General features: G+C 70.8%; 22 protein-coding genes. 9 read left to right on the top strand and 13 right to left on the bottom strand.

Translation table 11 applies throughout. The features are described from left to right. Positions 1 to 95 precede the first annotated feature (95 nt). The gene (locus AW271_RS28560) at positions 96 to 1,550 is read left to right on the top strand and encodes a glycoside hydrolase family 3 protein (protein ID WP_062340708.1); all 1,455 of its coding nucleotides are present in this window, start codon (positions 96 to 98) and stop codon (positions 1,548 to 1,550) included. Here the strand turns inward: AW271_RS28560 and AW271_RS28565 are convergent. Further along, positions 1,547 to 2,725: an ROK family transcriptional regulator gene (locus AW271_RS28565; protein WP_062340709.1), complete on the bottom strand. Its 1,179-nt coding sequence runs from the start codon at positions 2,723 to 2,725 to the stop codon at positions 1,547 to 1,549. The two genes, AW271_RS28560 and AW271_RS28565, sit on opposite strands and share 4 nt — an antisense overlap. 144 nt (positions 2,726 to 2,869) lie before the next feature. On the opposite strand from AW271_RS28565, the gene AW271_RS28570 reads away from it, so the two are divergent. Genes AW271_RS28570 through AW271_RS28580 form a run of 3 tightly spaced genes read left to right on the top strand, consistent with a single transcriptional unit; the run spans position 2,870 to position 5,900 of the window. After that, positions 2,870 to 4,603 (top strand): endonuclease/exonuclease/phosphatase family protein, encoded by a 1,734-nt coding sequence (locus tag AW271_RS28570; RefSeq protein ID WP_062340710.1) that lies wholly within the window; start codon positions 2,870 to 2,872, stop codon positions 4,601 to 4,603. 50 nt (positions 4,604 to 4,653) lie between these two features. Next, complete coding sequence (locus tag AW271_RS28575) at positions 4,654 to 5,121, top strand: RrF2 family transcriptional regulator (RefSeq protein ID WP_062340711.1); 468 nt, start codon at positions 4,654 to 4,656, stop codon at positions 5,119 to 5,121. Next, positions 5,121 to 5,900 carry a DNA-formamidopyrimidine glycosylase family protein gene (locus AW271_RS28580; RefSeq protein WP_062340712.1) on the top strand — a complete coding sequence of 260 codons (780 nt, stop codon included), beginning with the start codon at positions 5,121 to 5,123 and terminating at the stop codon, positions 5,898 to 5,900. The genes AW271_RS28575 and AW271_RS28580 overlap by 1 nt, the downstream gene beginning before the upstream one ends. Here AW271_RS28580 and AW271_RS28585 read toward each other — a convergent pair. From AW271_RS28585 to AW271_RS28615, 7 genes are all read right to left on the bottom strand, one after another. Beyond that, positions 5,897 to 6,253, bottom strand: coding sequence for a helix-turn-helix domain-containing protein (locus AW271_RS28585; protein ID WP_030450836.1), 357 nt, complete (start codon positions 6,251 to 6,253; stop codon positions 5,897 to 5,899). The two genes, AW271_RS28580 and AW271_RS28585, sit on opposite strands and share 4 nt — an antisense overlap. Before the next feature lie 253 nt (positions 6,254 to 6,506). Beyond that, complete coding sequence (locus tag AW271_RS28590; RefSeq protein WP_062340713.1) at positions 6,507 to 7,004, bottom strand: CinA family protein; 498 nt, start codon at positions 7,002 to 7,004, stop codon at positions 6,507 to 6,509. Beyond that, positions 7,001 to 7,609, bottom strand: a complete 609-nt coding sequence (pgsA, locus tag AW271_RS28595; protein WP_062340714.1) for a CDP-diacylglycerol--glycerol-3-phosphate 3-phosphatidyltransferase — start codon at positions 7,607 to 7,609, stop codon at positions 7,001 to 7,003. Before pgsA ends, AW271_RS28590 begins: the two co-directional genes overlap by 4 nt. 41 nt (positions 7,610 to 7,650) lie before the next feature. Next, on the bottom strand, positions 7,651 to 9,057 hold the full coding sequence (rimO, locus tag AW271_RS28600; RefSeq protein WP_062340841.1) for a 30S ribosomal protein S12 methylthiotransferase RimO: 1,407 nt from the start codon (positions 9,055 to 9,057) through the stop codon (positions 7,651 to 7,653). A gap of 29 nt (positions 9,058 to 9,086) precedes the next feature. Next, positions 9,087 to 9,821: a helix-turn-helix domain-containing protein gene (locus AW271_RS28605; RefSeq protein WP_062340715.1), complete on the bottom strand. Its 735-nt coding sequence runs from the start codon at positions 9,819 to 9,821 to the stop codon at positions 9,087 to 9,089. Between the two features lie 59 nt (positions 9,822 to 9,880). Next, positions 9,881 to 12,391, bottom strand: a complete 2,511-nt coding sequence (locus AW271_RS28610) for an FtsK/SpoIIIE family DNA translocase (protein ID WP_062340842.1) — start codon at positions 12,389 to 12,391, stop codon at positions 9,881 to 9,883. A gap of 267 nt (positions 12,392 to 12,658) precedes the next feature. Next, positions 12,659 to 14,116 carry a pectate lyase family protein gene (locus tag AW271_RS28615; RefSeq protein WP_245653249.1) on the bottom strand — a complete coding sequence of 486 codons (1,458 nt, stop codon included), beginning with the start codon at positions 14,114 to 14,116 and terminating at the stop codon, positions 12,659 to 12,661. 180 nt (positions 14,117 to 14,296) lie between these two features. On the opposite strand from AW271_RS28615, the gene AW271_RS28620 reads away from it, so the two are divergent. Further along, a complete protein-coding gene (locus AW271_RS28620; protein WP_062340716.1) occupies positions 14,297 to 15,781 on the top strand; it encodes a sodium:solute symporter family protein in 1,485 nt (494 codons plus the stop codon). A 51-nt stretch (positions 15,782 to 15,832) separates the two neighbouring features. On the opposite strand, the gene AW271_RS28625 is transcribed toward AW271_RS28620, so the two are convergent. Next, complete coding sequence (locus tag AW271_RS28625) at positions 15,833 to 16,018, bottom strand: tautomerase family protein (RefSeq protein WP_030450844.1); 186 nt, start codon at positions 16,016 to 16,018, stop codon at positions 15,833 to 15,835. 46 nt (positions 16,019 to 16,064) lie between these two features. On the opposite strand from AW271_RS28625, the gene AW271_RS28630 reads away from it, so the two are divergent. After that, positions 16,065 to 17,018 (top strand): sugar kinase, encoded by a 954-nt coding sequence (locus AW271_RS28630; RefSeq protein WP_218008202.1) that lies wholly within the window; start codon positions 16,065 to 16,067, stop codon positions 17,016 to 17,018. Here the strand turns inward: AW271_RS28630 and AW271_RS28635 are convergent. From AW271_RS28635 to AW271_RS28650, 4 genes are all read right to left on the bottom strand, one after another. After that, on the bottom strand, positions 17,005 to 17,769 hold the full coding sequence (locus AW271_RS28635) for an IclR family transcriptional regulator (RefSeq protein ID WP_062340718.1): 765 nt from the start codon (positions 17,767 to 17,769) through the stop codon (positions 17,005 to 17,007). The two genes, AW271_RS28630 and AW271_RS28635, sit on opposite strands and share 14 nt — an antisense overlap. Positions 17,770 to 17,885: 116 nt before the next feature. Continuing rightward, positions 17,886 to 18,692, bottom strand: a complete 807-nt coding sequence (gene kduI, locus AW271_RS28640; protein WP_062340719.1) for a 5-dehydro-4-deoxy-D-glucuronate isomerase — start codon at positions 18,690 to 18,692, stop codon at positions 17,886 to 17,888. A 49-nt stretch (positions 18,693 to 18,741) separates the two neighbouring features. After that, positions 18,742 to 19,683, bottom strand: a complete 942-nt coding sequence (locus AW271_RS28645) for an aldose epimerase family protein (protein WP_062340720.1) — start codon at positions 19,681 to 19,683, stop codon at positions 18,742 to 18,744. Next, positions 19,661 to 20,656 carry a LacI family DNA-binding transcriptional regulator gene (locus AW271_RS28650; RefSeq protein WP_062340721.1) on the bottom strand — a complete coding sequence of 332 codons (996 nt, stop codon included), beginning with the start codon at positions 20,654 to 20,656 and terminating at the stop codon, positions 19,661 to 19,663. Before AW271_RS28650 ends, AW271_RS28645 begins: the two co-directional genes overlap by 23 nt. A 175-nt stretch (positions 20,657 to 20,831) precedes the next feature. Between AW271_RS28650 and AW271_RS28655 the strand changes: the two genes are divergently transcribed. From AW271_RS28655 to AW271_RS28665, 3 genes are read left to right on the top strand one after another with little or no spacing between them, the layout of a single operon-like run. Then, positions 20,832 to 21,713: a carbohydrate ABC transporter permease gene (locus tag AW271_RS28655; protein WP_062340722.1), complete on the top strand. Its 882-nt coding sequence runs from the start codon at positions 20,832 to 20,834 to the stop codon at positions 21,711 to 21,713. Continuing rightward, a complete protein-coding gene (locus AW271_RS28660; protein ID WP_062340723.1) occupies positions 21,710 to 22,579 on the top strand; it encodes a carbohydrate ABC transporter permease in 870 nt (289 codons plus the stop codon). The genes AW271_RS28655 and AW271_RS28660 overlap by 4 nt, the downstream gene beginning before the upstream one ends. Next, positions 22,579 to 23,463, top strand: coding sequence for an NAD-dependent epimerase/dehydratase family protein (locus AW271_RS28665; protein WP_062340724.1), 885 nt, complete (start codon positions 22,579 to 22,581; stop codon positions 23,461 to 23,463). The genes AW271_RS28660 and AW271_RS28665 overlap by 1 nt, the downstream gene beginning before the upstream one ends. The last annotated feature ends 1 nt before the right edge of the window (position 23,464 follow it).

Here is a 23,464-nt window from a genome sequence, read left to right on the forward strand (position 1 = left end):
CCTTCGGCCGTCCGCGACTCGCTTTCCTGAGCGGGTACGGCCCCGGGACCCGGGGCCGTACCTTCCCATGTCCATGATCGGAGTCATGAATCCCCATGCCTGGAGTACCCGCGAGCCACAGCGATCGGGGGCTGCGCCGTCTCGCGGCCGGCACGCTGCTCGTGACCTTCCGGGGCCTGACCGCGCCTGACTGGGTGCTGGACGGCCTGTCCGCAGGTCTCGGCGGCGTCTGCCTCTTCGGCTTCAACGTCGAAGGCCCCGGACAGGTCGCCACCCTGACGTCGAGCCTGATGAACGCCGGCGACCCGGTGATCTCGCTCGACGAGGAGGGCGGCGACGTCACCCGGCTCGCCTACCACGTCGGCAGCGAGTACCCGGGCAACGCGGCCCTGGGCGCCGTCGACGACGTCGACCTGACCGAGCGGGTCTACCGCTCGATCGCGGGCGACCTGGTGAAGGCCGGCGTGAACCTCGACATGGCCCCGTCGGCCGACGTCAACACCGCCGACGACAACCCGGTGATCGGCACCCGCTCCTTCGGCGCCGACCCCGCGCTGGTGTCCCGCCACACGGTCGCCGCGGTGCGCGGCCTGCAGTCCCTCGGCGTGGCCGCGTGCGTCAAGCACTTCCCCGGCCACGGCGCGACCACGGAGGACTCGCACCTGTCCATCCCGGTCGTGGACGCCTCCCTGGAGCTGCTGCGCGAGCGCGAGCTGGCCCCGTTCAGGGCCGCGATCGAGGCGGGCACCCGGTCGATCATGACCGCCCACGTGGCGGTCCCGGCGCTCACCGGCGACACCCCCGCCACGCTCAGCCCGAGGGCGCTGACCACGCTGCTGCGCGGCGAACTCGGCTACGACGGCGTGGTGGTCACCGACGCCCTCGACATGCACGCCATCACCAAGAGCGTGGGCCTCGGCGGCGGCGCGGTCCTGTCGCTGAAGGCGGGCGCCGACCTGCTGTGCATGGGCTCGATCCCGACGCAGGCGGAGACCGAGGCCGTCATCACCGCCATCGTGGCGGCCGTCCAGTCGGGCGACCTGAGCGCCGACCGCCTGGAGGAGGCCGTCGCCCGCGCCCAGAGCCTGCGCGACTGGGCCCGCGAGACCCGGGGCCAGCACACCGAGGACACCGTCGTCGGCCTGCAGGCCGCCCGCCGCGCGGTCAGGATCAGCGGGGCCACGCTGCCGCTGCGCAACCCGTTCGTGGTCGAGATCGACACCCCGCCCACGATCGCCGTGGGCGACGTGCCGTGGGGCGTCGCGCCCTGGTTGCCGGAGGCGGAGATCGTGCGCGTCAAGCCGGAGGACGCCCAGGCCGACGACCTGCTCACCCGGGCCCGGAACCGCTCACTGGTCGTGGTCGTCAAGGACGCTCACCGCTACCCCGCCAGCCGCGACCTGGTGACCGAACTCGTCTCGGCCCGGCCCGACAGCGTGGTCATGGAGATGGGCCTGCCGATCTGGCGGCCCGACCACGGCGTCCACATCGCCACCTACGGCGCCGCCCGGGCCAACGCCCAGGCGGCGGTGGAGCTCCTGACCGCCTAGGACGCGAAGATCTCCTCGCGCGCCTGTTCTAAAGCGGCGATGACCGCGCCGCGCAGCACCGGGTTGCCGGGCACCTCGGACGTCACGACCTGCGGCCGGATCGGGCAGATGCGGGCCACCGCCTGTTCGACCCGGCCGGTCAGGGACACTCCCCCGGCCAGGCCGACCTCTCCGGCCAGCACGACCAGCCCCGGGTCGAGCACCACGCACACCGACGCCACCCCGAGCGCCAGCCGGGAGGCGATCTCGTCGAGCAGCCGGTCGCCCTGGTCGCCGGCGTCGACGGCGGCGGTCACGCACTCGGCCGCCGTGGCCCCCTCGAACCCGAGGTCGCGGGCCAGGTCGAGCACCGCCTCGGAGCTCACCAGCGACTGGAGGCCGCCCGCGAGCGAGGGCAGCCGCCCCGGCTCCGAGCGCACGTCCTCGGCCAGCGGCACCCCGGGCACCGGCAGATAGCCGATCTCGCCCGCGCTGCCCGAACGGCCGCGGTGCAACCGCCCGCCCAGCACGACGGCGAGGCCGATGCCGCGCCCCACCCACAGCAGCACGAAGTCGTCGGCCCGCCGCGCCGCGCCGTTCGACCGCTCGGCGATGGCGGCCAGGTTCACGTCGTTCTCGATGCGCACCGACCGCTTCAGGTCGCGTGCCAGCGCCTCGTGGATGCCCTCGTGCCAGTGGGGCAGGTCGAACGAGAACTGCACGTCGCCGGTGCGCGGGTCGACGACGCCGGGCGTGCCGATCACGACGCCCTTCAGCCGCGACAACGCGACCTTGGCCGACCGGCACGCCTTCACGACGGCGTTGTGCACCATCGAGACGGGGTCGTCGGCGCCGTTGGGCGTCGCGGTGACCTCGGCGACCACGTCGCCCTTGATGTCGGCGATGGCCGCGGTGACGTGCTCGGGCCCGACGTCGAGCCCCGCCACGTAGGCGCACGAGGCGATCACGCCGTAGAGGGCCGCGTTGGGCCCCCGGTTGCCGGCCTGCTCGCCGACGACCTCGACGAGCCCCCGCTCCTCAAGGCGTGACAACGTCTGGGAGGCGGTCACCTTGGACAGACCGGTCAGGTCGCCGATCTGGCCGCGCGTCAGCGGCCCGGAGGCCAGCAGAAGTTCGAGGGCGGCCCGGTCGTTGATCTCCCGGAGCAACCTGGGCACGCCAGGACGTCGCTCCATGCTCCTGCTTTCTATGATCGCCCCCGCGAAAACTGTCAACAAACTTTTCCGGCCAGCTTAGCGACTATACGAGCTCCCGGATATCGACCCTTGATACCGCTCCCATCGGGGCGGAAGGATCAGTTCATGCGTCCCGTGGCGGCAGTGACCTTAGGTCTGATCCTCTTCCTGGACGCCGTGCGTGTCCTGCTCCCGTCGCTGATCACCATCTACGGCCAGGCCGGTGACACCCCGCCGGAGCAACTGGGCCTGTTCGCCGCGTTGTGGTTCGTGCTGCCGCTCCTGGCGCTGCTCGTCCCGCCGCGATGGGCGCTGCTGGGCGGCGCGGCGGTGCTGGCCGTGGGCCGGGTGGCCCTGCAGGCCACCGACGGCGGTCTCCCCCAGCTCTATGTGAGCGGCGTCTCCGTCACCGCCGCCATCGTCTTCCTGTACGGCTCCGCCAAGCTCGTGGCCGGGCCGCACGCCCGCCTGGCCCTCCCCCTCGGACTGGCCCTCTCCCCGGCCCTCCACCTGGCCATCGGCCATGTCGACCTGGTCTGGCGGGACGGTCTCCTCCCCTGGATCCCCGCGGTGCTGGCCGTCGGGGCCTTCGGGTGGGCCGTGCTCGGCGTCACCGAGACGGCCGACCCCGCCCCCGGCCGCCTGTGGTTCGCCCTCGGCCCCGCGCTGCTGCTGACCGGCATGTTCCTGGGCCCCTCAGCCCTGATCGGCAACGGCGTCACCCCCGGCGACCGCGTCTGGCCGACGCTGGCGCTGCTGGCCGCCCTGATCGTGCTGGCGCTGGCCGGCGCCACGGGTCATCCGGCCCAGCTCGCCCCCATCCTGGTGATCGTCGCCGTGTGGATCGCGCACGACGAGGGCCGCCTCCAGGTGGCCACGCTGCCGGTCTTCGCCGTGGGCCTGGGCTGGTGCCTGCGCGTGGCCGGAGACGGCCCGCGAGGCCGCCGTCCGGGCGGCGCGCTGCTCGCCGGGATGATCGTCTTCTTCGCCGGCACCTTCCTCTACTACGCCGCCTACGACACGGTCATCGGCTTCGACAACGCCTATGTCGTGCTGGCCCTGGGCGTCGCGGTCGCCGCGACGGCCGTCCGGCTACCCGACCTCCCCCGGGGCCGCCCGGCGGTGGCCGCCGCGCTGGCGGTGCTCGCCCTGTGGGCGGTCCCCAAGCCGTCGGGCACCGACAGCCCCGGCCTGGCCGTGGACCGCGACGAGTTCACCCTGATCGCCTACAACATCAGGATGGGCTTCGGATTGTCCGGCACCCTCGACCTCGACGACATCGCCGACTGGGCCGCGTCCAGGAAGCCCGACGTCGTGCTGATCAGCGAGGTCGACCGAGGCTGGTTCCTCAACGGCGGCCACGACGACCTCGACCGCATCGCCACTCGTCTCGGCATGCACTACCACTTCGCCCCCGCAGCCGACGAGTTGTGGGGCGACGCCGTGCTGACCAATCTCCCGGTCCGCGACATCCAGTCGGCGCCCCTGGTCACGGCCGGGTACCCGACCGGAGCACAGGCTCAGACGGTGCTGGTGGAGGTCGGCGGCAGGCAGGTCGGCATCGTCAACACCCACCTCCAGGAGCCCGCGATCCAGAGCGCCGCCCTTCGCGCCGTGACGCCCATGCCGCCGGCGCTGATCGCGGGCGACCTGAACCTGACCCCCGGTGACCCCGCCTTCGCCGAACTGCTGCGCCGGACCGGGCTGACCGACCCGCTCACGGCGTTCGGCGACCCGCCGACCTCGCCCGCCGACGATCCGGTCAGGCGCATCGACCACGTGCTGCTCAGCCCGGGGCTCACGGCCGTGTCCGCCGAGGTCCCGCGGGTGCCGTTCTCCGATCATCTGCCCGTGGTCGTACGGATCCGCGTCGACTGAGTTCGGGGACCCAGGTCAACCAGTCCCAACCAGGCGGGATAATCGTTTACATGCGACTTTCTGCGCGTGTCGACTACGCCCTGCGGGCGGCGGCCGAGCTGGCCGCGTCCGGCGACGGCCCGACCACGGTGGGCGAACTCGCCAAGGGCCAGGAGATGCCGCCCAAATATCTGGAGAACATCCTGCTCCAGATGCGCCGGGCCGGGCTGGTCCGCGGCCAGCGGGGCCCCGAGGGCGGCTACGTCCTGGCCCGTCCCGCCAACCAGATCTCCCTGGCCGACGTGATCCGCGCGGTCGACGGCCCGCTGGCCAACGTCCGCGGCGAACGGCCCGAACACGTCGGCTACACCGGCGCGGCCCAGGCTCTCCAGCAGGTCTGGATCGCCCTGCGGGCCAGCGAGCGCGCCATCCTCGAAGAGGTCACCCTCGACCAGATCGCCACCGGCGACCTGCCGAAGCGGGTGACCGACCTGTCCGACGACCCCTCCGCCTGGGACTCCCCCAACGCCCCCGTCTAATGCCCGAGGGCGACGCCGTCTACCGCACGGCGAAGCGGCTGCGGGCGGCGCTCGACGACCGCGAGCTCACCCGCTCCGACTTCCGGGTGCCCCGCTACGCCACCGCCGACCTTCGCGGGCGGCGGGTGCTGACCACGGTGAGCCGGGGCAAGAACCTGCTCACCCGGGTCGAGGGCGGCGTGACCCTGCACACCCATCTGCGCATGGACGGATCGTGGCGGGTCACCCGGGCGGGCACCCCGCTGAGGGGCGGCGACGTCGTCCGGGTGGTGCTGGCCAACAGTGTTTGGCAGGCCGCCGGGATCAAGCTCGGCGTGGTCGACCTGCTGCCGACCGCCAGAGAAGACGAGGTCGTCGGGCATCTGGGCCCCGACCTGCTCGGCCCCGACTGGGACACGGAAAGGGCCGTCGCCAACCTGCTGGGCGATCCCGGCCGCACGATCGGGGAGGCGCTGCTCGACCAGCGCAATCTCGCGGGGATCGGCACGATATGGCGTGCGGAGACGCTCTTCGTCGCCGGCGTCGGGCCGTGGCGGCACACCGGGGACGTGGCGGATCTGGCGGGGCTGGCCGAAACGGCCCACCGCCTCTTGGTGGAGAACAAGAACGAACATGGACCGGTCACGACCGGCGACCCGAGACCAGGTCGTGCGCTGTTCGTCTACGGCAGGGCACACCTTCCCTGCCGCGTCTGCGGAACGGTCATCGAACGTGGAGAGATGGGGTCACAACCGCAGCAGCGGTTGATCTACTGGTGCCCGCGCTGCCAGCGGGGCTAGGCGGCCACCATGTCCTTGACCTCGGGGAAACCGTCGAACTCCGGCCCGGAGGGCACGGTCTCCGTGATGGGCAGACGCTCACGCTCGGGCACGTCGGCCAAGACAGGCGCGTGCTGAAGCTCGGCGAGCGCGAACTGGTCGGAGACCTCCCGCAGCACCTGCGACAGCGGCACACCCAGCGCACCGCAGATCGAGGCGAGCAGCTCGGACGACGCCTCCTTCTGACCACGCTCCACCTCGGACAGATAGCCGAGGGAGACCCGTGCCAGCGTGGAGACCTCGCGCAGTGTGCGACTCTGCCGCACCCGTAGCCGCCGCAGGACGTCGCCGAGAAGCTGACGCAGCAGGACCATCTGTCGCTCCCTTCCCGGCGCGGGAGCCGTCACGACGCTCCGCGCTTTCGGTTCATATCGCCCGTTCTTTCCGCGCCCTTCGTACATACTCCTCGCCGTCATCAGTGACTCGCTCGGCCCCTGCGCCGGGCGCGTCGTGGACTTGCTCATCGCCGATGGCTCACGGACCTCACTCACAGCTCCACCGTACCTGTATCGAGCGACACCACGGCAGACCATGGTGAGCATGTTCGCTGGGGACGTAACGCGGTAATCACCCCGAATGTTCCCCCGAATTGGCCAGCACAACACCTAGAAGTAGATCCAAAGCCATCTCACACGTATGGATACGGATGGCTTGGCGGTCTCCGGTCAATCGCAGGTCAACGACTTTCGAGACGTCTTCCGGACCGCTCACGCCGCAGAAGACGGTGCCGACGGGCCTGCCGTCCTGGGGCTCGGGGCCGGCCACGCCGGTCACGGCGACCGCCCAGGTCGCGCCGGTGAGCTCGCGCACACCGGCGGCCATCGCGGCGGCCACGTCGGGATGGACGGCGCCCTCGCGGGCCAGCAGGTCGGCCGGCACGCCGAGCAGCCGGGCCTTCAGATCGGTGGCGTAACCGATCACCCCGCCGACGAAGGCGGCCGACGCGCCGGCCACACCGGTCACGGTCGCCCCGATGAGCCCACCGGTGAGGGATTCGGCCACGGCGAAAGTCTCACCCCGCTCCGCGAGCAGGGAGATCACCTTCGCGGCGGTCGAGTCGGTCACACCTGTTCCCTCCGGGCCACCTGGCGGAGTCGGACTGCTCGCACAACGTAGTCGACGCCGGTCGCCACCGTCACCAGTACGGCGGTTCCCATGGTGGCCCAGCGCACGACGTCGAGCAGGCCCGGCACCAGGAAGAAGCCGACGGCGAAGATCTGCAGCACCGTCTTGATCTTGCCGCCGGTGCTGGCCGGGATGATGCCGAACCGGATCACCACGAACCGCAGCGCGGTCACGCCCAGCTCACGGGCGATGATCACGACGGTCACCCACCACGGCAGCTCGCCGAGGAGCGACAGGCAGACCAGCGCCGACCCGATGAGCGCCTTGTCGGCGATCGGGTCGGCGATCTTGCCGAAGTCGGTGATCAGGCCGTACTTGCGGGCCAGGAAGCCGTCGAGCTGGTCGGTGATCGAGGCGAACATGAAGACGCCCAGGGCGGCCAGCCGCCAGCCGGTGCCGTCGAGGAACAGGAACACGATGAACGCGGGAACGACCAGCAGCCGCATGACCGTGAGCGCGTTGGCGATGTTCCAGGCGCTCACGGGAGGCGTGGCCGGCTCGACCGGGTCGGTCACCACCAGCCGCTCGGGGGCGGCGTCGGCCATGACCGACGGAGCCGAATCCCGTGCCGGGTCGTTGCTCTGGCTCACGTCGTGGCCTTGATCCTCGCGATCAGGTCAACCCCTTCCGAGTCGACCGCGACGGCGCGGACGATCTGCCCCGGCACCAGGCCGATGCCCTGGACCGTGACCGAACCGTCGACCTCGGGGCCCTGGTGGGCGGCGCGGCCCTCGTAGCCGCCGTCGCCCAGGTCGTCTTCGACCAGCACCGACAACTCGGTGCCGATGCGCTCTTCGGCCCGCTGGGCGGTGAGCTCCTCGGCCAGCTCGGTGAGGATCGCCACCCGCTCGTCGACCACGTCCTGGTCGAGCTTGTCGTCGAACCCGGCGGCCTCGGTGCCGTCTTCGTCGGAGTAGCCGAACACCCCGATGACGTCGAGACGCGCCTCTTCGAGGAACGCGACCAGCTCGCCGAACTGTTCCTCGGTCTCGCCGGGGAAGCCGACGATGAAGTTGGACCGCACGCCCGCCTCGGGGGCCCGCTCGCGGATCTGCTTGAGCAGGCCGAGGAACTGGGCCGGGTCGCCGAAGCGCCGCATGCGGCGCAGGACCGGGTTGCTGGCGTGCTGGAACGACAGGTCGAAGTAGGGCGCGACGCCCTCGGTGCCGGCGATCACGTCGAGCAGGCCGGGCCGCAGCTCGGCCGGCTGCAGGTAGCTGACCCGGACCCGGTCGATGCCGTCGACGGCGGCCAGCTCCGGCAGCAGCTTCTCGAGGGCCCTGAGGTCGCCCAGATCCTTGCCGTAGGAGGTGGAGTTCTCGCTGACCAGGACGAGCTCCCGCACGCCCTGACCGGCCAGCCAGACGGCCTCGGCGAGCAGGTCGTCGGGGCGGCGCGAGACGTAGGCGCCGCGGAAGGCCGGGATCGCGCAGAAGGTGCAGCGCCGGTCGCAGCCCGAGGCCAGCTTCAGCGAGGCGACCGGCCCGCCGGTCAGCCGCTTGCGCAGCGTGCGCGGGCCGGAGGCGGGCGCGAGCCCGGTCGGCAGGTCGCCGTGGCCGGGCACCGCGACGGGCGCGGCGTGCCGCTCGACCGGGCTGATGGGCAGCAGGGCCCGCCGGTCGCGCGGCGTGTGGGCGGTCAGCGACCGCCCTTCGAGCACGTCGTCGAGGCGGGCGCCGATGTCGGTGTAGTCGTCGAACGACAACACCGCGGCGGCCTCGGGCAGCGCCCCGGCCAGCTCGGTGCCGTAGCGCTCGGCCATGCAGCCGGCGGCCACGACCTTGGCGCCCGAGTCGGCCGCCGCGAGGATGGTGTCGATCGAGTCTTTCTTCGCCGACTCGATGAACCCGCAGGTGTTGACCACGATCACGTCGGGGTCGTCGTCGCCCAGCGCCCAGCCGGCGGATTCCAGGCGCGCGGCGAGCTCCTCTGAATCGACCTCGTTGCGGGCGCAGCCCAGCGTGATCATGGAAACGGTTCGGCGTGAAGACATGATGAAGCTACGGTATCGGGGATCGGCCACTACCGGGGACGCGGGACCTCGGCCCCGTACGTCCGCTTGACCGTCTCCCCCGCGCGGCCCGGGGCGCCCAGGTCGCGGCCGTTCACGTTGAGCTGGACCGAGCCCGCGTTGCCGAAGGTCAGGCGCGCCTTCTCCTTGATCCGGAAGCTGCGGGTGTCGCCGCTCGGGATCACGCCCATGAAGACGCTCTTGTTCTTGGCGTCGCGGACCTGGATCCACGCCTCGCTGGTCGCGGTGATCTTCACCGTGACGTGGCTGGCCGCCTTCGCCGGGGCGGCCGGAGCGGCCGCCGGAGGCGCCGCCTTGGCCGCCGCCGGAGCCGAGTTGACCTTGACCGACTGCTTCTCGGGCGCGTTGATCGCGCTGCCCATGATGCGGCCGACGCCGAACACCGCCACGATGGCGAGCGCGACCGCCATCGCCAGCGTCCAGTTGGGCGTGCGGCGCTCGCGCAGCTTGATGCCCTTGTCGATCGGGTACATCGCGCCCACGCCGGGGCGCGGGCCGCCCGTCAGGGCGTCGTACTCGCGGACCAGGGCGTCGCCCTCCAGGCCCAGCTCGCGGGCCAGGGCCCGGAGGTGGCCCCGGGCGTAGAAGTCTCCGTTGCAGGCGGAGAAGTCGTCGCCTTCGATCGCGACGATGATCGCCTCGCGGATCCGGGTGCGGCGGCTCAGGTCGGCTACGGACAGCCCCCTGTGCTCCCTCGCCTCCGAGATCGTTCCACCGATGGACATCTGCGGCCCCCCGCCCATCCCGACGCTGAGTAGTGAGTTACATTCAATCAGTAACAACACTATGATGTAGCGCCGGGGTCACCACCCCGGAGATCTGCGAGCAGCCCGGCGAGTTCGTCGGGCTTCACCATCACTTCACGGGCCTTGGAGCCCTCGCTCGGACCCACGACGTTGCGCGATTCGAGCAGGTCCATCAGGCGGCCCGCCTTGGCGAACCCGACCCGCAGCTTGCGCTGGAGCATCGAGGTCGAGCCGAACTGGGTCGTCACGATCAGCTCGGCGGCCTGGACTAGCAGGTCGAGGTCGTCGCCGATCTCCTCGTCGATCTCCTTCTTCGCGGTCGCCTGGGCGGCGACGTCGGAGCGGTATTCGACCTGCATCTGCGTCTTGCAGTGGCCGACGACCTCGGCGATCTCCTTCTCCGACACGAACGCGTTCTGCAGCCGCATCGGCTTGCTGGCGCCCATCGGGAGGAACAGCGCGTCGCCCTGGCCCACCAGCTTCTCGGCGCCCGGCTGGTCGAGGATGACCCGCGAGTCGGCCAGCGAGGAGGTGGCGAACGCCAGCCGCGACGGCACGTTGGCCTTGATCAGGCCGGTGACGACGTCGACCGAGGGTCGCTGGGTGGCGATCACCAGGTGGATGCCGGCCGCGCGGGCCAGCTGGGTGATGCGCACGATCGAGTCCTCGACGTCGCGGGGGGCGACCATCATCAGGTCGGCCAGCTCGTCGACGATCACCAGCAGGTAGGGGTAGGGCTGGTAGACCCGCTCGCTGCCGGGCGGGGCGACCAGGCTGCCCGCCCTGACCGCCTTGTTGAAGTCGTCGACGTGCCGGAAGCCGCTGGCGGCCAGGTCGTCGTAGCGGCGGTCCATCTCCCCCACGACCCATTCGAGGGCCTCGGCGGCCTTCTTCGGGTTGGTGATGATCGGGGTGATGAGGTGGGGGATGCCCTCGTACGCGGACAGTTCCACCCGCTTGGGGTCGACCAGGACCATCCGGACCTCGTCGGGGGTGGCCCGCATCAGCACCGAGGTGATCAGGCCGTTGATGCAGGTCGACTTGCCCGCGCCGGTGGCGCCCGCGATGAGGATGTGCGGCATCTTGGCCAGGTTGGCCACGATGGTGCGGCCCTCGACGTCCTTGCCGAGGCCGACGATCATCGGGTGGTGGTCGGCCTGGGCCACCTGCGAGCGCAGCACGTCGCCGAGCGAGACCAGGTCCTTGTCGACGTTGGGGATCTCCACGCCGATCGCCGACTTGCCGGGGATCGGCGACAGGATGCGCACGTCGGCCGACTTGACGGCGTAGGCGATGTTCTTGGTGAGCGCGGTGACCTTCTCGACCTTGACCGACGGCCCGAGCTCGATCTCGTAGCGGGTCACGGTCGGGCCGCGCGTGAAGCCGGTGACCTGGGCGTCGATGGCGAACTGCTCCAGCACGCTGGTCAGCGCGTTGACGACGGTCTTGTTGGCCTTGGTCTCGGCCTTCGGCGCGCTGCCGGGACGCAGCATCTGGGCGTCGGGGAGCGTGTAGGGGCCGGCCTGCGGCGACAGCATGAGCTGCTCGACCTTGCGGGGGGCCGGAGTGGGCTCGGGCGGCAGCGTCTGCTGGGGCGCCGGCGGCTCGTCGACCGGGGGCGGCGGCAGCGGCTCGTCGTCGACGAGGCCCGGCACGATCTCCGGCGAGTGGTCGGACGGCTTCTCGCGCAGGATCGGCGTGTCGTAGGGCTTGCGGTTCTCGCCCGGCTCGGGCTGCGCCTTCTTCTTCTTGGGCGCGGCGTTCTCGAAGGGCTTCTGGAACAGCAGCACCTTGATCTCGCCGAGCCGCTCGGGCACCCGGTGGATCGGCGTGGCGGTGACCACCAGCGCGCCGAACCCGGCCAGCATCAGCAGCAGCGGGATCGTGATGAACGACGGCAGGATGCTGTCGGGCGGCGCGGAGACGATGAACCCGAGCATGCCGCCGGCGGCCGAGACCTTGTCCATGCCGTCGTCGGTGGTGCCCGCGGGATAGGGGGTGCCGTGGGCGACGTGCACGATGCCGAGGATGCCGGCCGCCAGCGCGGTGAAGCCGATCAGCATGCGGCCGGTCTCGCCGTTCTGGTCGGGGTGGCGCAGCAGCCGCCAGGCGATCAGGCCCATGATCAGGGGCACCGACCAGAAGAGCGACCCGACCGTGCCGCGCACGACCGCGTCGACCACCGTGGCCACCGAGCCCTTGCTGGTCCGCCACGTCATCGCGGCCAGCACGATCGCGCCCGCCAGCACGGCCAGGCCGAGGCCGTCACGCCGGTGGGCGGGGTCGAGGTCGCGCGCGCCGTTGCCGATCGCCCGCGCCGCGCCGCCGATCGCGTTCGCGATCAGGCTCCAGATGCCGACGACGAGCTTGCCGATCATCAGGAACACCCAGGAGAGGGGGTCGTTCCCGGTGCCGATCGGCCGCTTCGGCGGCGGCGCGGGCTTCCGGCGGGGCGGCGGCCCCTTCTTCTTGACGGTCGGGCGGGGGGCGGGACGTGACGACTGCCGAGGCGTCGGCCGCTTCCCACCGGAGGACGCACGGGTGGCCATGATGGTCACGGTATTGCGCAACCGTCGCATACACACGTAAGCGCGCCGCTCAAAAGCGCATCGCCGTCGAGGGTCTCAAAGCTTCTTTCCGTTACGGCTCCGCCTGGCCGGCCACACGACCGGCCCGGTCCACACGAGGTCCGGGCGCATGCCCGCACTCGGCCGTCCGGCCTGATGCCGGGATGGGCGGAAGCGCCGGTCCTCCGGAGAGGGCCGGCGCTTCGTGTCGCGACGTCGCCCGGTCAGGTCAGGGGACCGGGTGAGGTTCTACAGGGAGATGCGTCCCGCGCCCGCGCCGTTCGTCACCGACGACTTGACGTTGGAGGCGGTCTCCAGGGAGTAGGAGTACGGGATCGAGGCGACGCTGCCGCCGGCCTGGCCCGTGCCCGAGTTCACGAAGTGGTTGTTGCGGGCGACGATGCTCCCCGGGCCCGAGTCGCCCTCGCCCAGGTGGTAGGGGTCGTCGGTGTTCTCGAAGTAGTTGCCCTCGACGAGCACGCCGGCGCCCTCGGTGGAGGCCACGCCGTAGCTGGTCACGCCGCCGTAGTAGTTGTTGTAGACGTGGACCGGGTTGCCGAACCGGACGCGCGGGTGGCGCTGGCCGGTGCCGTCGAACCAGTTGTGGTGGTAGGTCACCCGCAGGCGGCCGCGGTCCTCGGAGCCGTTGCCGTCGTCGTGGCCGAGCAGCATCGACTTGTCGTGGTCGTAGATGCGGTTCCACGAGATCGTCACGTAGTCGCTGGCCCGCTTGACGTCGATGGCGCCGTCGTAGCCGTTGGACAGGGTGTTGTGGTCGATCCAGACCCGGGTGGAGTACTGGACGTTGATCGCGTCGTCGTTCCAGTTCCGGAAGGTCAGGTTGCGGATGATCACGTTGGTCGCCTCGGCGACGTTCAGGCCGCAGCCCTGGATGACCGCGCCGGAGTTGCCGATGATCGTCTTGTTGGAGCCGATCCGGAGCATGCCGGAGCAGGAGATCGTCCCGGAGACCCGGATCACGGCCGCGTTGGTGCCGGAGGCCGCGCTGGTCAGCGCGCTGGAGCTGGTCACGGTGGTGGGTGAGGCGTTGCCGCCGCCGGTGGTGCCGCCGCCCTGGGTGGCCCAGCCGACCAGCCCGCCCGGCGGCGGGCCGACGGTGGGAGTCGGCGTCGGGGTCGGGTTGGGGGTCGGGGTGACCGTGGGCGTGGGCTGCGGACCGCTCGACGGGGTGAACGTCCAGTGCTTGGTGACCACGTTGTCGCAGGAGTTCTGCTGGATCACGGCGTTGGAGGCGGTGGAGTTGTCGCGGGTGTTCACGCACTTGCCGCCGTTGCCGTTCACGATCCGGGTGCCGTTGGCGGCGTCGGAGAACGTCCACGTCTGCGAGGCGGAGCCGTTGCAGGTCTGCTGGACGATCGCCTTGCCCGCCGAACTGCTGTTGTCCTGGACGCCCAGGCACTTGCCGCTGTGCCCGGCGGTGATGCGGTAGCCGCCGTTCTGAGAGGCCAGGGTGAAGCGCTGGTTGGTGGTGCCGGTGCAGGCGTACTGGATCAGCCCGGCGTTGTCGGCCGTGCTGAAGTTCAGCACGTCGAGGCAGAGGTTGCTGCCCCGGTTGACCACGGAGTACGTACCGGCGCCCGGGGCCGCCTGGGCGCTCGTGGTCAGCGGGACCACGACGCCGGCGACGGCCAGGACGACGGCGGCGAAGACGGCCGGCCACCGTCTTCTGACACTCAATCTGGACACGTGTGAAGCTCCTCTCTCAAGGTCGGTGCACACCATAAGCACACGTTTCATGTAGTGAAACGGTGAGGTCAGATCGATCTTCGCGACATGGGCGTACACGAAAAAGCCGTTGAAAGTTTCATGTGGCGGAACGATATTTCATGTGTTGACACGCCGTTCTGTGTAGTGGAATCTCCAGGCATGTCTGCACTCGATTGGTCGGTCCTGGCCGCCTACTTCGTCGTGATGATCGGCATCGGCGTCTGGTCCAAGGGCCGCGTCCACACCGTCATCGACTTCTTCACCGCGCGCGGGCGCATCCCCTGGTGGCTCGCGGGGATCTCGCACCACATGTCCGGCTACAGCGCGATCATGTTCGTCGCGTTCGCGGCGGTCGCCTACAACTACGGCCTGGCCATGTACGTGTGGTGGGCCCTCACCATCGGCATCGGCGTCGGCATCGGGGCGTTCCTGTGGGCGGCCCGGTGGAACCGGCTGCGCGCGGTGCACGGCGTCGCCTCGCCGCTCGAATACCTGGCGCGGCGCTACAACCTGCCGGCCCAGCAGGTGCTCGCCTACAGCGGCGCGCTGCTGAAGGTGGTCGACATCGCGGCCAAGTGGGTGGCCATCGCGATCCTGCTGCGCGGCTTCGCGGGCATCCCGATCTTCTGGGGCATCCTGGTCACCGGGCTGGTCACGATGGTCTACATCACGGCCGGGGGCCTGTGGGCCGACGTGCTGACCGACTTCGGGCAGTTCGTCATCCAGGGCGTCGCCGGGATCGCGATGTTCTTCGCGGTGCTGAGCCACCTCGACGGGCTGCCGACGCTCTGGACGATGTGGGACAAGCTCCCCGAGGGCCACGGCGACCCGTTCGCGGGGCCCTACACGGTGACGTTCTTCCTGGCGCTGCTGTTCATCAAGACCTTCGAGTACAACGGCGGCATGTGGAACCTGGCGCAGCGCTACATGGCCGCGCCGAGCGGCAGCGAGGCGAAGCGGTCGGCGTTGTTGTCGAGCGCGCTCTGGCTGGTCTGGCCGCTGATCCTGTTCATCCCGATGTTCGCCGCGCCGCTCATCGTGCCGGGCCTGGCCAACGCCGAGGAGGCCTACGTGAAGCTGGCGCAGACCCTGCTGCCACAGGGGGTCATCGGCCTGGTGCTGGCCGGGTTCTTCTCCCACACCATGGCGATGGTCTCCTCCGACGCCAACGTGATCTCCTCGGTGATCACCCGCGACATCGCGCCGGTGCTGATGCCCCGGTTACGCCGCCTGGCCGACGCGGCCCAGCTCACCTTCGCCCGCGTGACGACCTTCGCGTTCGTGCTGATCAGCATGGTCATCGCGATCACCACCGAGGGCCAGGGGGTGGTGCTGAAGATCGTGGTCGACCTGGTGGCGGCGACGATGGGCCCGATCTCGATCCCGCTGATGCTCGGCATGCTGCCCTGGTTCCGGCGCAGCGGCCCGCTGGCGGCCATCGTCTCGTGGGCGGCCGGCCTGGGCGTGTGGGCCTACGTGAAGTGGATCGCCGGCTCGACCGACCAGGCCGTGGTGGTCGGCGTGCCCCTCGTCACCTCTCTGGTCCTGTACGTCGCCGTCGGCCTCCTGCGGCCCGAGCGCACCCGCGACCGCGACGAGCTGATCGACTCACTGAACGACGACCGTGATCCGGCGCGTACCTGAAGCAAGAAGGCCCCCATGGCGCGGTGGGGGCCTTCACCGTTTCTTGACTTCCTAACGGTCCGACTCCAGGACGCCGCCGTTGGCGACGTCGGACTTCTCGATCTCCCAGTACACGATGCGCACCGCCTCCGGCCGAGCCTTCAGAATGTCCACGGCGGCCTCGGTGACGGCGGCGACGAAGTCCCTGCGCTGGTCCATGGTCCGGCCGGACAGCAGTTCCACGGTGATGTTGGGCATGACGTCCTCCCTAGGCGTTGCGTAGAATAAGACCATATTCCACTACATGGAACAACAGAAGAAGGTGCGCATGGATGTGGTCGTCGCAGGCGAACCGCTGGTCGAATTCTCCGCCGACCGGCCGCTGACCGAGGCCGAGACCTTCCGCCTGTCCTTCTCCGGCGACGCCCTCAACGTGGCGGTCGCCGCGGCCGCCGCCGGGGCCCGCACCGCCCTGGTGTCCCGGCTGGGCGACGACGAGTTCGGCGAACGGCTGATCCGGTTCGCCGCCGGCCACGGCGTCGACACCCGCTGGCTCACGCCGGGCCCCGGGCCGACGGGCGCCTACGTGGTGGGCGCCGACCCGTCGGGCGAACGCGCCTTCGCCTATCTCCGGCAGGGGTCTGCCGCCTCCCGCCTGACCGCCGCCGACCTCCTCGACTCCCCCGCGGCGCTGGCCCGGGTGCTGGTGCTGAGCGGCATCACCGCGGCGTTGTCGGCCACCTGCGACCAGGCGGTCAGATCGGCCGCCGAGCAGGCGACCGGCCAGGTCGTCTACGACGCGAACTTCCGGGCCCGCCTGACCGCCCCGGAAGCCGCCGCCGCGACCCTGCGCGCCGTCGCCCCGCACACCGCGGTCGTGAAACTTTCAGTCCCCGCCGACAGCCTGGCCCTCGTGGGCACCGCCGATCCGGTCGAGACGGCCCGGCGGGTCCGCGACCTGGGAGCCCCGGCGGTGGCCGTGACCATGGGGGCCGACGGGGTGCTGCTGGCCGAGGGCGGCCACCTGCACGAGATCCCGGCGGTGCCCGCGCCGCTGGTCGTCGACCAGACGGGCGCGGGCGACAACTTCACCGGGGCGATGGCGGCCTGGCTGGCCCGGGGCGCGTCGTTGCCGGAGGCGGTCAGGGCGGGCACCGCCGCCGCGTCGTTGTCGCTGGCGGGACGCGGCGGAACGGGCCGGGTCGCGGCGGCGGCCGAGATCGTGGACCTGCTGGGAGACCCGGTCAGCGGCGGGTGAGGGTCGTCGGGGCGCCCAGCGCCAGCGACACCTCGCGGGCCGCCGAGACGATCTCGGGGGCCAGTTCGTTCAGCGCGTCGGGCTCCAAATCCATCGCCAGGGTCGAGATGGAGATGCCGCCGAGCACCTGGCCGGTGTGGTCGAAGACGGCCGCGCCGACGCAGCGGATGCCCGGCACGTTCTCCTCGTCGTCGACGGCGTAGCCGGCCGCGCGGACGCCGACCAGGTGGGCGAGCAGCTCCTCCTCGCCCACGACGGTGTTGGGGGTCAGCTTGACCGGCTGGGTGCGGGCCACGATGGCGCGCACCTCGTCGTCGTCGAGCTGGGCCAGCACCGCCTTGCCGATGGCCGTGGAGTAGAGGCGCAGGCTCATGCCCACGCGCGAGGGCATCTGGTAGGGGCGGCGGCCCTCCAGCTTCTCGACGTAGACGGCCTCGTCGCCGCTGCGGATGGCGAAGTGGGTGGTGAAGCCGGTGCGCTCGTGGAGGGCCCGCAGGGCCGTGGCGGCCTGGCGGGCCGGGTCGAAGCGGCTCATCACGCGCCCGGCCAGGGTGAGGATGCGGGGGCCCGGTTCGTAGCCGCCGTTGCCGTCGGTGCGGGCGAAGTCCCACTCCACCAGCGACTGGAGGATGCGGTGCACCGTGGACTTCGAGACACCCGTGGCGGCCGCGATGTCGGTGATCCGGTGATGTTCGGCGATCGCCTCGAGAACCGCGAGCGCCTTGTCGATGGAACTGCCTTCCCTGACCACGCCCCGAGCCTACTAGCGGGCCGGCCAGCCGCCGTCCACGGCCAGAACATGACCGTTGACGTAATTCGACACCGGGCCCGCCGGGAACACCGCGGCCTCGCGCGACGGGTCGGGGTTCACCGCAGGTCGCCGATCGGCACCGGCACCAGGTCCTGGTAGTCCTGGTTCTCGCCGCCCATGGCCCAGACGAAGGCGTAGCTGCGGGTGCCGAAGCCGCAGTGCACCGACCACGGCGGCGAGACGACCGCCTCGCGGTCGGCCACCACGAGGTGGCGCGTCCGCGCCGGTTCGCCCATCAGGTGGACCACGCGGTCGTCGGGGCCCAGATCGAAGTAGAGGTAGACCTCGGTGCGGCGGTGGTGGGTGTGGCAGGGCATGGTGTTCCACATGCTGCCGGGGGCCAGCACCGTGACGCCGAGCACGAGCCGGCAACTGCGGATCCCGCCGGCGTGGATGTGCTTGTGCACGACCCGCTCGTTGGCGCCCTCCGGCCCGCCGAGGGCGAGCTGTTCGGGGTCCTTCGACAGGGTGGTCGGGTGGCTCGTGTCGGCGGCCGTGGAGACCAGGTAGAAGGCGCCGCCCTCGAACGTCACGTCGAGCGCGCCGCGGCCGACGTAGAGGACCTCGCGGGTGCCCAGTTCGTACACCGAGCCGTCGACCGTGACGGCGCCGGGCGGGCCGATGTTGACCACGCCCAGTTCGCGGCGTTCGAGGAAGGTCGCCGAACCCAGCACCGACGGGTTCGGCAACGGCAGGGGCTCGGCGGCCGGGAGCGCGCCGCCGAGCACGAGCCGGTCTTCGTGGGTGTAGAGCAGGCGCACCTCGCCCGGCCGGAACAGGCCGCCGGCCAGGAAACGCGCCCGGAGCTGCTCGGTCGTCAGGTCGGGGAGCTGATCGGGGGCGGTGGCGTACCGGACGTCCATCTCCCATCCTTTCCATGAGACGGAATGATGTACCGCTACATGGAACAGCTTAGCGCATGGGGAAACGATATTCCGTCCACGACCGGAACTCCTCGCCCGGCCGGAGCACCACCGACGGGAAGCCCGGCCGGTTCGGCGAGTCGGGGAAGTGCTGGGTCTCCAGGCACAGCCCGGCGTGCGGGCCGTAGGGGGTGAGCTCGGGCGACAACATGCCGCCGGCGTAGAACTGCACGCCGGGCTGGTCGGTCCGGACCTCCATCACCCGGTCGCCGCACTCGACCCGCACCAGGCCGCCGGGGTTGAGCACGAAGTTGTGGTCGTAGGCGCCGCCCATCCGAGCGCCGACCGCGGCCGGCGCGCGGAAGTCGAACGGGGTGCCCTCGACCGGGGCGAGCTCGCCCGTCGGGATCTTGTGCTCGTCGACCGGGGTGTACGCGTCGGCGTCGATCGTCACCACGTGGCCGAGCACGTCGCCGCCGCCCGCCAGGTTGAAGTAGCTGTGGTTGGTCAGGTTCAGCACGGTCGGGGCGTCGGTGACGGCGGCGTAGTCGATGCGGAGGGCGCGGTCGGCCAGGGTGTAGGTGACCGCCGCCGACAGCTCCCCCGGGTAACCCTCCTCGCCCGCCGGGCTGAGGTAGCGCAGCGTGATGGCGTCGGAGACCGCCGAGGCCGACCAGACCCGTTTGTCGAACCCGCGCACCCCCCCGTGCAGGGCGGCCGTGCCGTTGTTGCGGGCCAGCCGGTGGGTGACGCCGTCGAGGTCGAAGCGGCCCCCGGCGATGCGGTTGCCGTAGCGGCCGACGACCGCGCCGAAGTAGCGGCTGCGGGTCAGGTAGTCGTCGAGGGTGTCGCAGCCGAGCACGACGTCGACGCCGTCGACCTCCAGCGACTGGATCACGCAGCCGTAGGTGAGGACCGCGGCGGTCAGCCCGCCGCCGGTCAGGACGTGCCGTTCGACCTTCTCGCCCTCAGGGGTCTGTCCGAAGTCCATGCCGCACCGGTCCCGTCGAGTCGCGGATGATCAGGTTGGTGGCCAGGGTGGCGAGCGCCGGAGTGGCCGTCTCCCCCGCGCCGACGAGCTGGAGCAGCAGGTCGACGGCGGTCCGCCCGGCGGCTTCGGCGGGCATGGCGACGGTGGTCAGCTTGGGCCGGCTGACCCGCCCGGCCACGATGTCGTCTATGCCGACCACGCTCACCTGGTCGGGCACCTCGACGCCGAGCTCGGTCAGCCCCTCGACCAGGCCGATCGCCATCAGGTCGTTGTAGGCCAGCACGCCGGTGACGTCGGCCGACGCGACCGCCTCGGCCAGCGCCAGGCCGCCGTGCTCGGTTGGGGAGTTGGGGCCGATGACGGTCAGGTCGATGCCGGGCACCGCGTGGGCGGCGTCGGTGATCTCCCTGGACGTCCACGACCCGGCCGGGCCCGCCAGCAGGGCGATCCGGCGGTGGCCGAGCGACACCAGGTGGCCGATGGCCTCGCGGGCCCCGCTGCCGACGTCCATCAGCACGTTGGACATGCCCTTCATGCGCCGGTTGACCACGACGAACGGCACGTCCTCGCGCAGCTTCTCGATCACCCGGTTGGACAGCCGGGGGGAGCACAGCAGCACGCCGTCGACCTGTTTGGCCAGCGTCTGGATGAGCTCCTCCTCGACCTGCGGGTCTTCGTCGGTGTCGGCGACGAACACGTGGTAGTCGCGGGTCCGGGCGTGGGCCTGGGCGCCCTTGATCAGGTGGGAGAAGAACGGGTTGGCGATGTCGGCCACGATGAGCCCGAGGTTGTGGGTGCGCCCGGTGGTCAGGGCGCGGGCGGCCCGGTTGGGCCGGTAGCCGAGATCCTCCGCCGCCGCCAGAACCCTGTTCCTGGTCTCGGTGTTGACCAGGTGCGGCGCCGAGAACGTGCGCGAGACGGTCGACACGTGCACCCCGGACGCCTGCGCCACGTCGCGGATCGTCGCTGCCACGAAGCTCCTTCCGTTCTTGCCTGCCGAGAATTAATGCAAACGGTTGCACGAGTGTCAAGGCGGAAAAGCCTTCTGGAAATTGACCCCTTGACGTTTCTGGCGAGTGAAGGGAATGTTTCGTGCAACCGGTTGCAGTCCGCTCCCCGCTTCCCCCTCCTCATAAGGAGTCACGGCCATGCGTGTCGCACGGTCGCCGCGCACCCCCTATGTCCTGATCGCCCCGGCGGTCGTCGCGATGCTCGGGTTCCTCGTCTACCCGATGGGCAGCGTGATCTATTACAGCCTGCAGCACTACGACGTCACCCAGCCCTGGGACAACGGCTTCGCCGGCCTGGAGAACTTCCGGGTCCTGCTGTTCGAGGACCCGCTCTTCTGGCAGAGCCTCGGTTTCAGCGTGAAGTGGGTGGTCGTCGAGGTCGTGCTCCAGCTGCTCTTCGGGCTGGCGCTGGCGTTGATCGTCAATGAGACGTTCATCGGCCGCGCCGTCTCGCGGGCCCTGGTGTTCTCGCCGTGGGCGGTGTCGGGGGTGCTCACCACCGGCATCTGGATTTTGCTCTACAACCCGTCGACCGGGATCTTCCGCTACCTCGCCGACCTCGGCATCGGGAGCTACGACACCGCGCCGCTGGCCGACCCCTCGACCGTGTTCACGGCCGCGGTGGTCGCCGAGTTGTGGCGCGGGGTGCCGTTCTTCGCGATCCTGCTGCTCGCCGACCTGCAAACGGTCTCAGGCGACCTGTACGAAGCCGCGTCGGTCGACGGCGCGAGCCGGATCAGGCGGTTCGTGCACATCACGCTCCCGCACCTGAAAGACGCGATCATCCTGTCGACCCTGCTCAGGGCGGTGTGGGAGTTCAACAACGTCGACCTGCTCTACACGCTGACCGGCGGCGGCCCCGCCCATCAGACGACGACCCTGCCGCTCTACGTGGCCGCCAAGGCCGTGCAGTCGCACGACTTCGGCTACGGCTCGGCGCTGACCACGGCCGCGTTCGTGGTGCTGACCTTCTTCTCGATCGCCTACCTGAGGCTGAGCAAGTTCGGAGCCCGCACGTGACCACGACCCTGACCCGGCCCGTCGCGCCGACGGCGCCGCCGGTCGCCAGAAAACCGGCGAACCGGGTGAGCCGCTGGCAGATCTACCTGCCGCTGGGCCTCTACCTGCTGTTCACGCTGGTCCCCTTCTACTGGATGGTGGTCTTCGCGTTCCGGCCGCGCGGCTCGAACTCGCTGCTGCCGTGGCCGGTCACGCTCGACAACTTCGAGCACGTGTGGACCGGCATGGGGTTCTCGATCTTCTTCCAGAACTCCCTGCTGGTCGGCGTCGCCTCGCTGGTCTCGACCACGGTGATCGCCCTGGCGGGCGGCTACGCGCTGGCCCGCTACGACTTCCGGGGCCGGCAGGCGTTCCTGATCGGCATGCTCTGCACCCAGTTCATCCCGGGCGCGATGATGCTGATCCCGCTGTTCGAGATCTTCCGCACGCTCGGCCTGGTCAACTCGTTGTGGGCGCTGGTGATCGCCGAGACCGTCTTCCAGCTGCCGCTGTCGCTCATCCTGATCAGCGGTTTCGTGAAGAACATCCCGATCGAGCTGGAACAGGCGGCCTGGGTCGACGGCTGCTCGCGGCTGCGCGGCTTCTTCGCGGTCGTGTTGCCGATGTTGCGGCCCGCGCTGGTGGCGGTCGGCTCGTTCGCGTTCATCCACTCCTGGAACAACTTCCTCTTCGCGCTGATGTTCGTGAACGAGCAGGACAAGTTCACCCTGCCGGTCGGGCTGGCGTTCACGATCGGCGAGTTCAGCGCCGACTTCGGGGCGCTGGCCGCCGGCGGCGTGGTCGCGGCGGTGCCCGTCGTGCTCGTCTTCGCGGTCATCCAGCGCTATCTCGTGCAGGGCCTGTCGGCGGGGGCGGTGAAGGGCTGATGAGAGTACTGGTCACGGGCAGCGCCGGGCGGTTCGGGCGCAGCGTGGTGGTGGCGCTGGCCGACGCGGGCCACGAGGTGGTCGGCATCGACACGGTCGCGGGCACTCCCGCGCAGGCCGTGTGGTTGCCCGCCGACCTCACCGATCCGGGCGAGGCGTTCGGGGTGATGAGCCGGTTCCGGCCCGACGCCGTCGTCCACCTCGCCGCCGTCGCGACGCCGTTCTCGCGGACGGACGGGCTGACCTTCCGGGTCAACACGCAGCTGGCCTTCAACGTGTGCGAGGCCGCGACGGCTCTCGGGGTGGGCCGGGTGGTCGTGGCCTCCAGCCCGACCGTCATCGGCTACGGCGCGCCCGACGGGTGGACGCCCACCTACCTGCCGATCGACGAAGACCACCCGGCCCGGCCCTGGAACGCGTACGCGGTGTCGAAGCTGGTGGCCGAGCAGGTGATGGCCTCGTTCGCGCGGTCGGGCACGGCCACCCGCTTCGCGGCGGTCCGGCCCTGCTTCGTGGTCGCGCCCGAGGAGTGGGAGGGCGCGCCGACGCAGTCGGGGCACACCATCAGGGAGCGGCTCGACCGGCCCGACGTCGCCGGGGTGTCGCTGTTCAACTACATCGACGCGCGCGACGCCTCCGACCTGGTGCGCACCCTCGTCGACCGGCTGCACGAGGTGCCCAGCGGCGAGGTGTTCTTCGCCGGGGCCCCCGACGCGCTGGCCAGGGAGCCGCTGGCCGACCTGCTCCCCCGGGTGATCCCGTCGACGGCCGGCCACGCCGCCGCGCTGACGGGCACCTCCCCCGCGTTCTCCGCGGCCAAGGCCGGGCGGCTGCTCGGCTGGCAGGCCAAGCGGAGCTGGCGTACCGAGATGGGAGACCACTGAT

The sequence above is a fragment of the Herbidospora sakaeratensis genome (assembly GCF_001570525.1).
In the GTDB taxonomy this organism is placed as follows: Bacteria; Actinomycetota; Actinomycetes; order Streptosporangiales; family Streptosporangiaceae; genus Herbidospora; species Herbidospora sakaeratensis.

What these genes read in the sequence shown, in the direction of transcription:
- AW271_RS28580 (WP_062340712.1), top strand. Translation starts at nt 5,121, where the DNA reads ATGCCCGAGGGCGACGCCGTCTACCGCACGGCGAAGCGGCTGCGGGCG.
- AW271_RS28645 (WP_062340720.1), bottom strand. Translation starts at nt 19,683, where the DNA reads ATGGACTTCGGACAGACCCCTGAGGGCGAGAAGGTCGAACGGCACGTC.
- AW271_RS28575 (WP_062340711.1), top strand. Translation starts at nt 4,654, where the DNA reads ATGCGACTTTCTGCGCGTGTCGACTACGCCCTGCGGGCGGCGGCCGAG.
- kduI (WP_062340719.1), bottom strand. Translation starts at nt 18,692, where the DNA reads ATGGACGTCCGGTACGCCACCGCCCCCGATCAGCTCCCCGACCTGACG.
- AW271_RS28655 (WP_062340722.1), top strand. Translation starts at nt 20,832, where the DNA reads ATGCGTGTCGCACGGTCGCCGCGCACCCCCTATGTCCTGATCGCCCCG.
- rimO (WP_062340841.1), bottom strand. Translation starts at nt 9,057, where the DNA reads ATGTCTTCACGCCGAACCGTTTCCATGATCACGCTGGGCTGCGCCCGC.
- AW271_RS28665 (WP_062340724.1), top strand. Translation starts at nt 22,579, where the DNA reads ATGAGAGTACTGGTCACGGGCAGCGCCGGGCGGTTCGGGCGCAGCGTG.
- AW271_RS28610 (WP_062340842.1), bottom strand. Translation starts at nt 12,391, where the DNA reads ATGGCCACCCGTGCGTCCTCCGGTGGGAAGCGGCCGACGCCTCGGCAG.
- AW271_RS28605 (WP_062340715.1), bottom strand. Translation starts at nt 9,821, where the DNA reads ATGTCCATCGGTGGAACGATCTCGGAGGCGAGGGAGCACAGGGGGCTG.
- AW271_RS28620 (WP_062340716.1), top strand. Translation starts at nt 14,297, where the DNA reads ATGTCTGCACTCGATTGGTCGGTCCTGGCCGCCTACTTCGTCGTGATG.
- AW271_RS28585 (WP_030450836.1), bottom strand. Translation starts at nt 6,253, where the DNA reads ATGGTCCTGCTGCGTCAGCTTCTCGGCGACGTCCTGCGGCGGCTACGG.
- AW271_RS28560 (WP_062340708.1), top strand. Translation starts at nt 96, where the DNA reads ATGCCTGGAGTACCCGCGAGCCACAGCGATCGGGGGCTGCGCCGTCTC.
- AW271_RS28630 (WP_218008202.1), top strand. Translation starts at nt 16,065, where the DNA reads ATGGAACAACAGAAGAAGGTGCGCATGGATGTGGTCGTCGCAGGCGAA.
- pgsA (WP_062340714.1), bottom strand. Translation starts at nt 7,609, where the DNA reads ATGGCCGACGCCGCCCCCGAGCGGCTGGTGGTGACCGACCCGGTCGAG.
- AW271_RS28625 (WP_030450844.1), bottom strand. Translation starts at nt 16,018, where the DNA reads ATGCCCAACATCACCGTGGAACTGCTGTCCGGCCGGACCATGGACCAG.
- AW271_RS28565 (WP_062340709.1), bottom strand. Translation starts at nt 2,725, where the DNA reads ATGGAGCGACGTCCTGGCGTGCCCAGGTTGCTCCGGGAGATCAACGAC.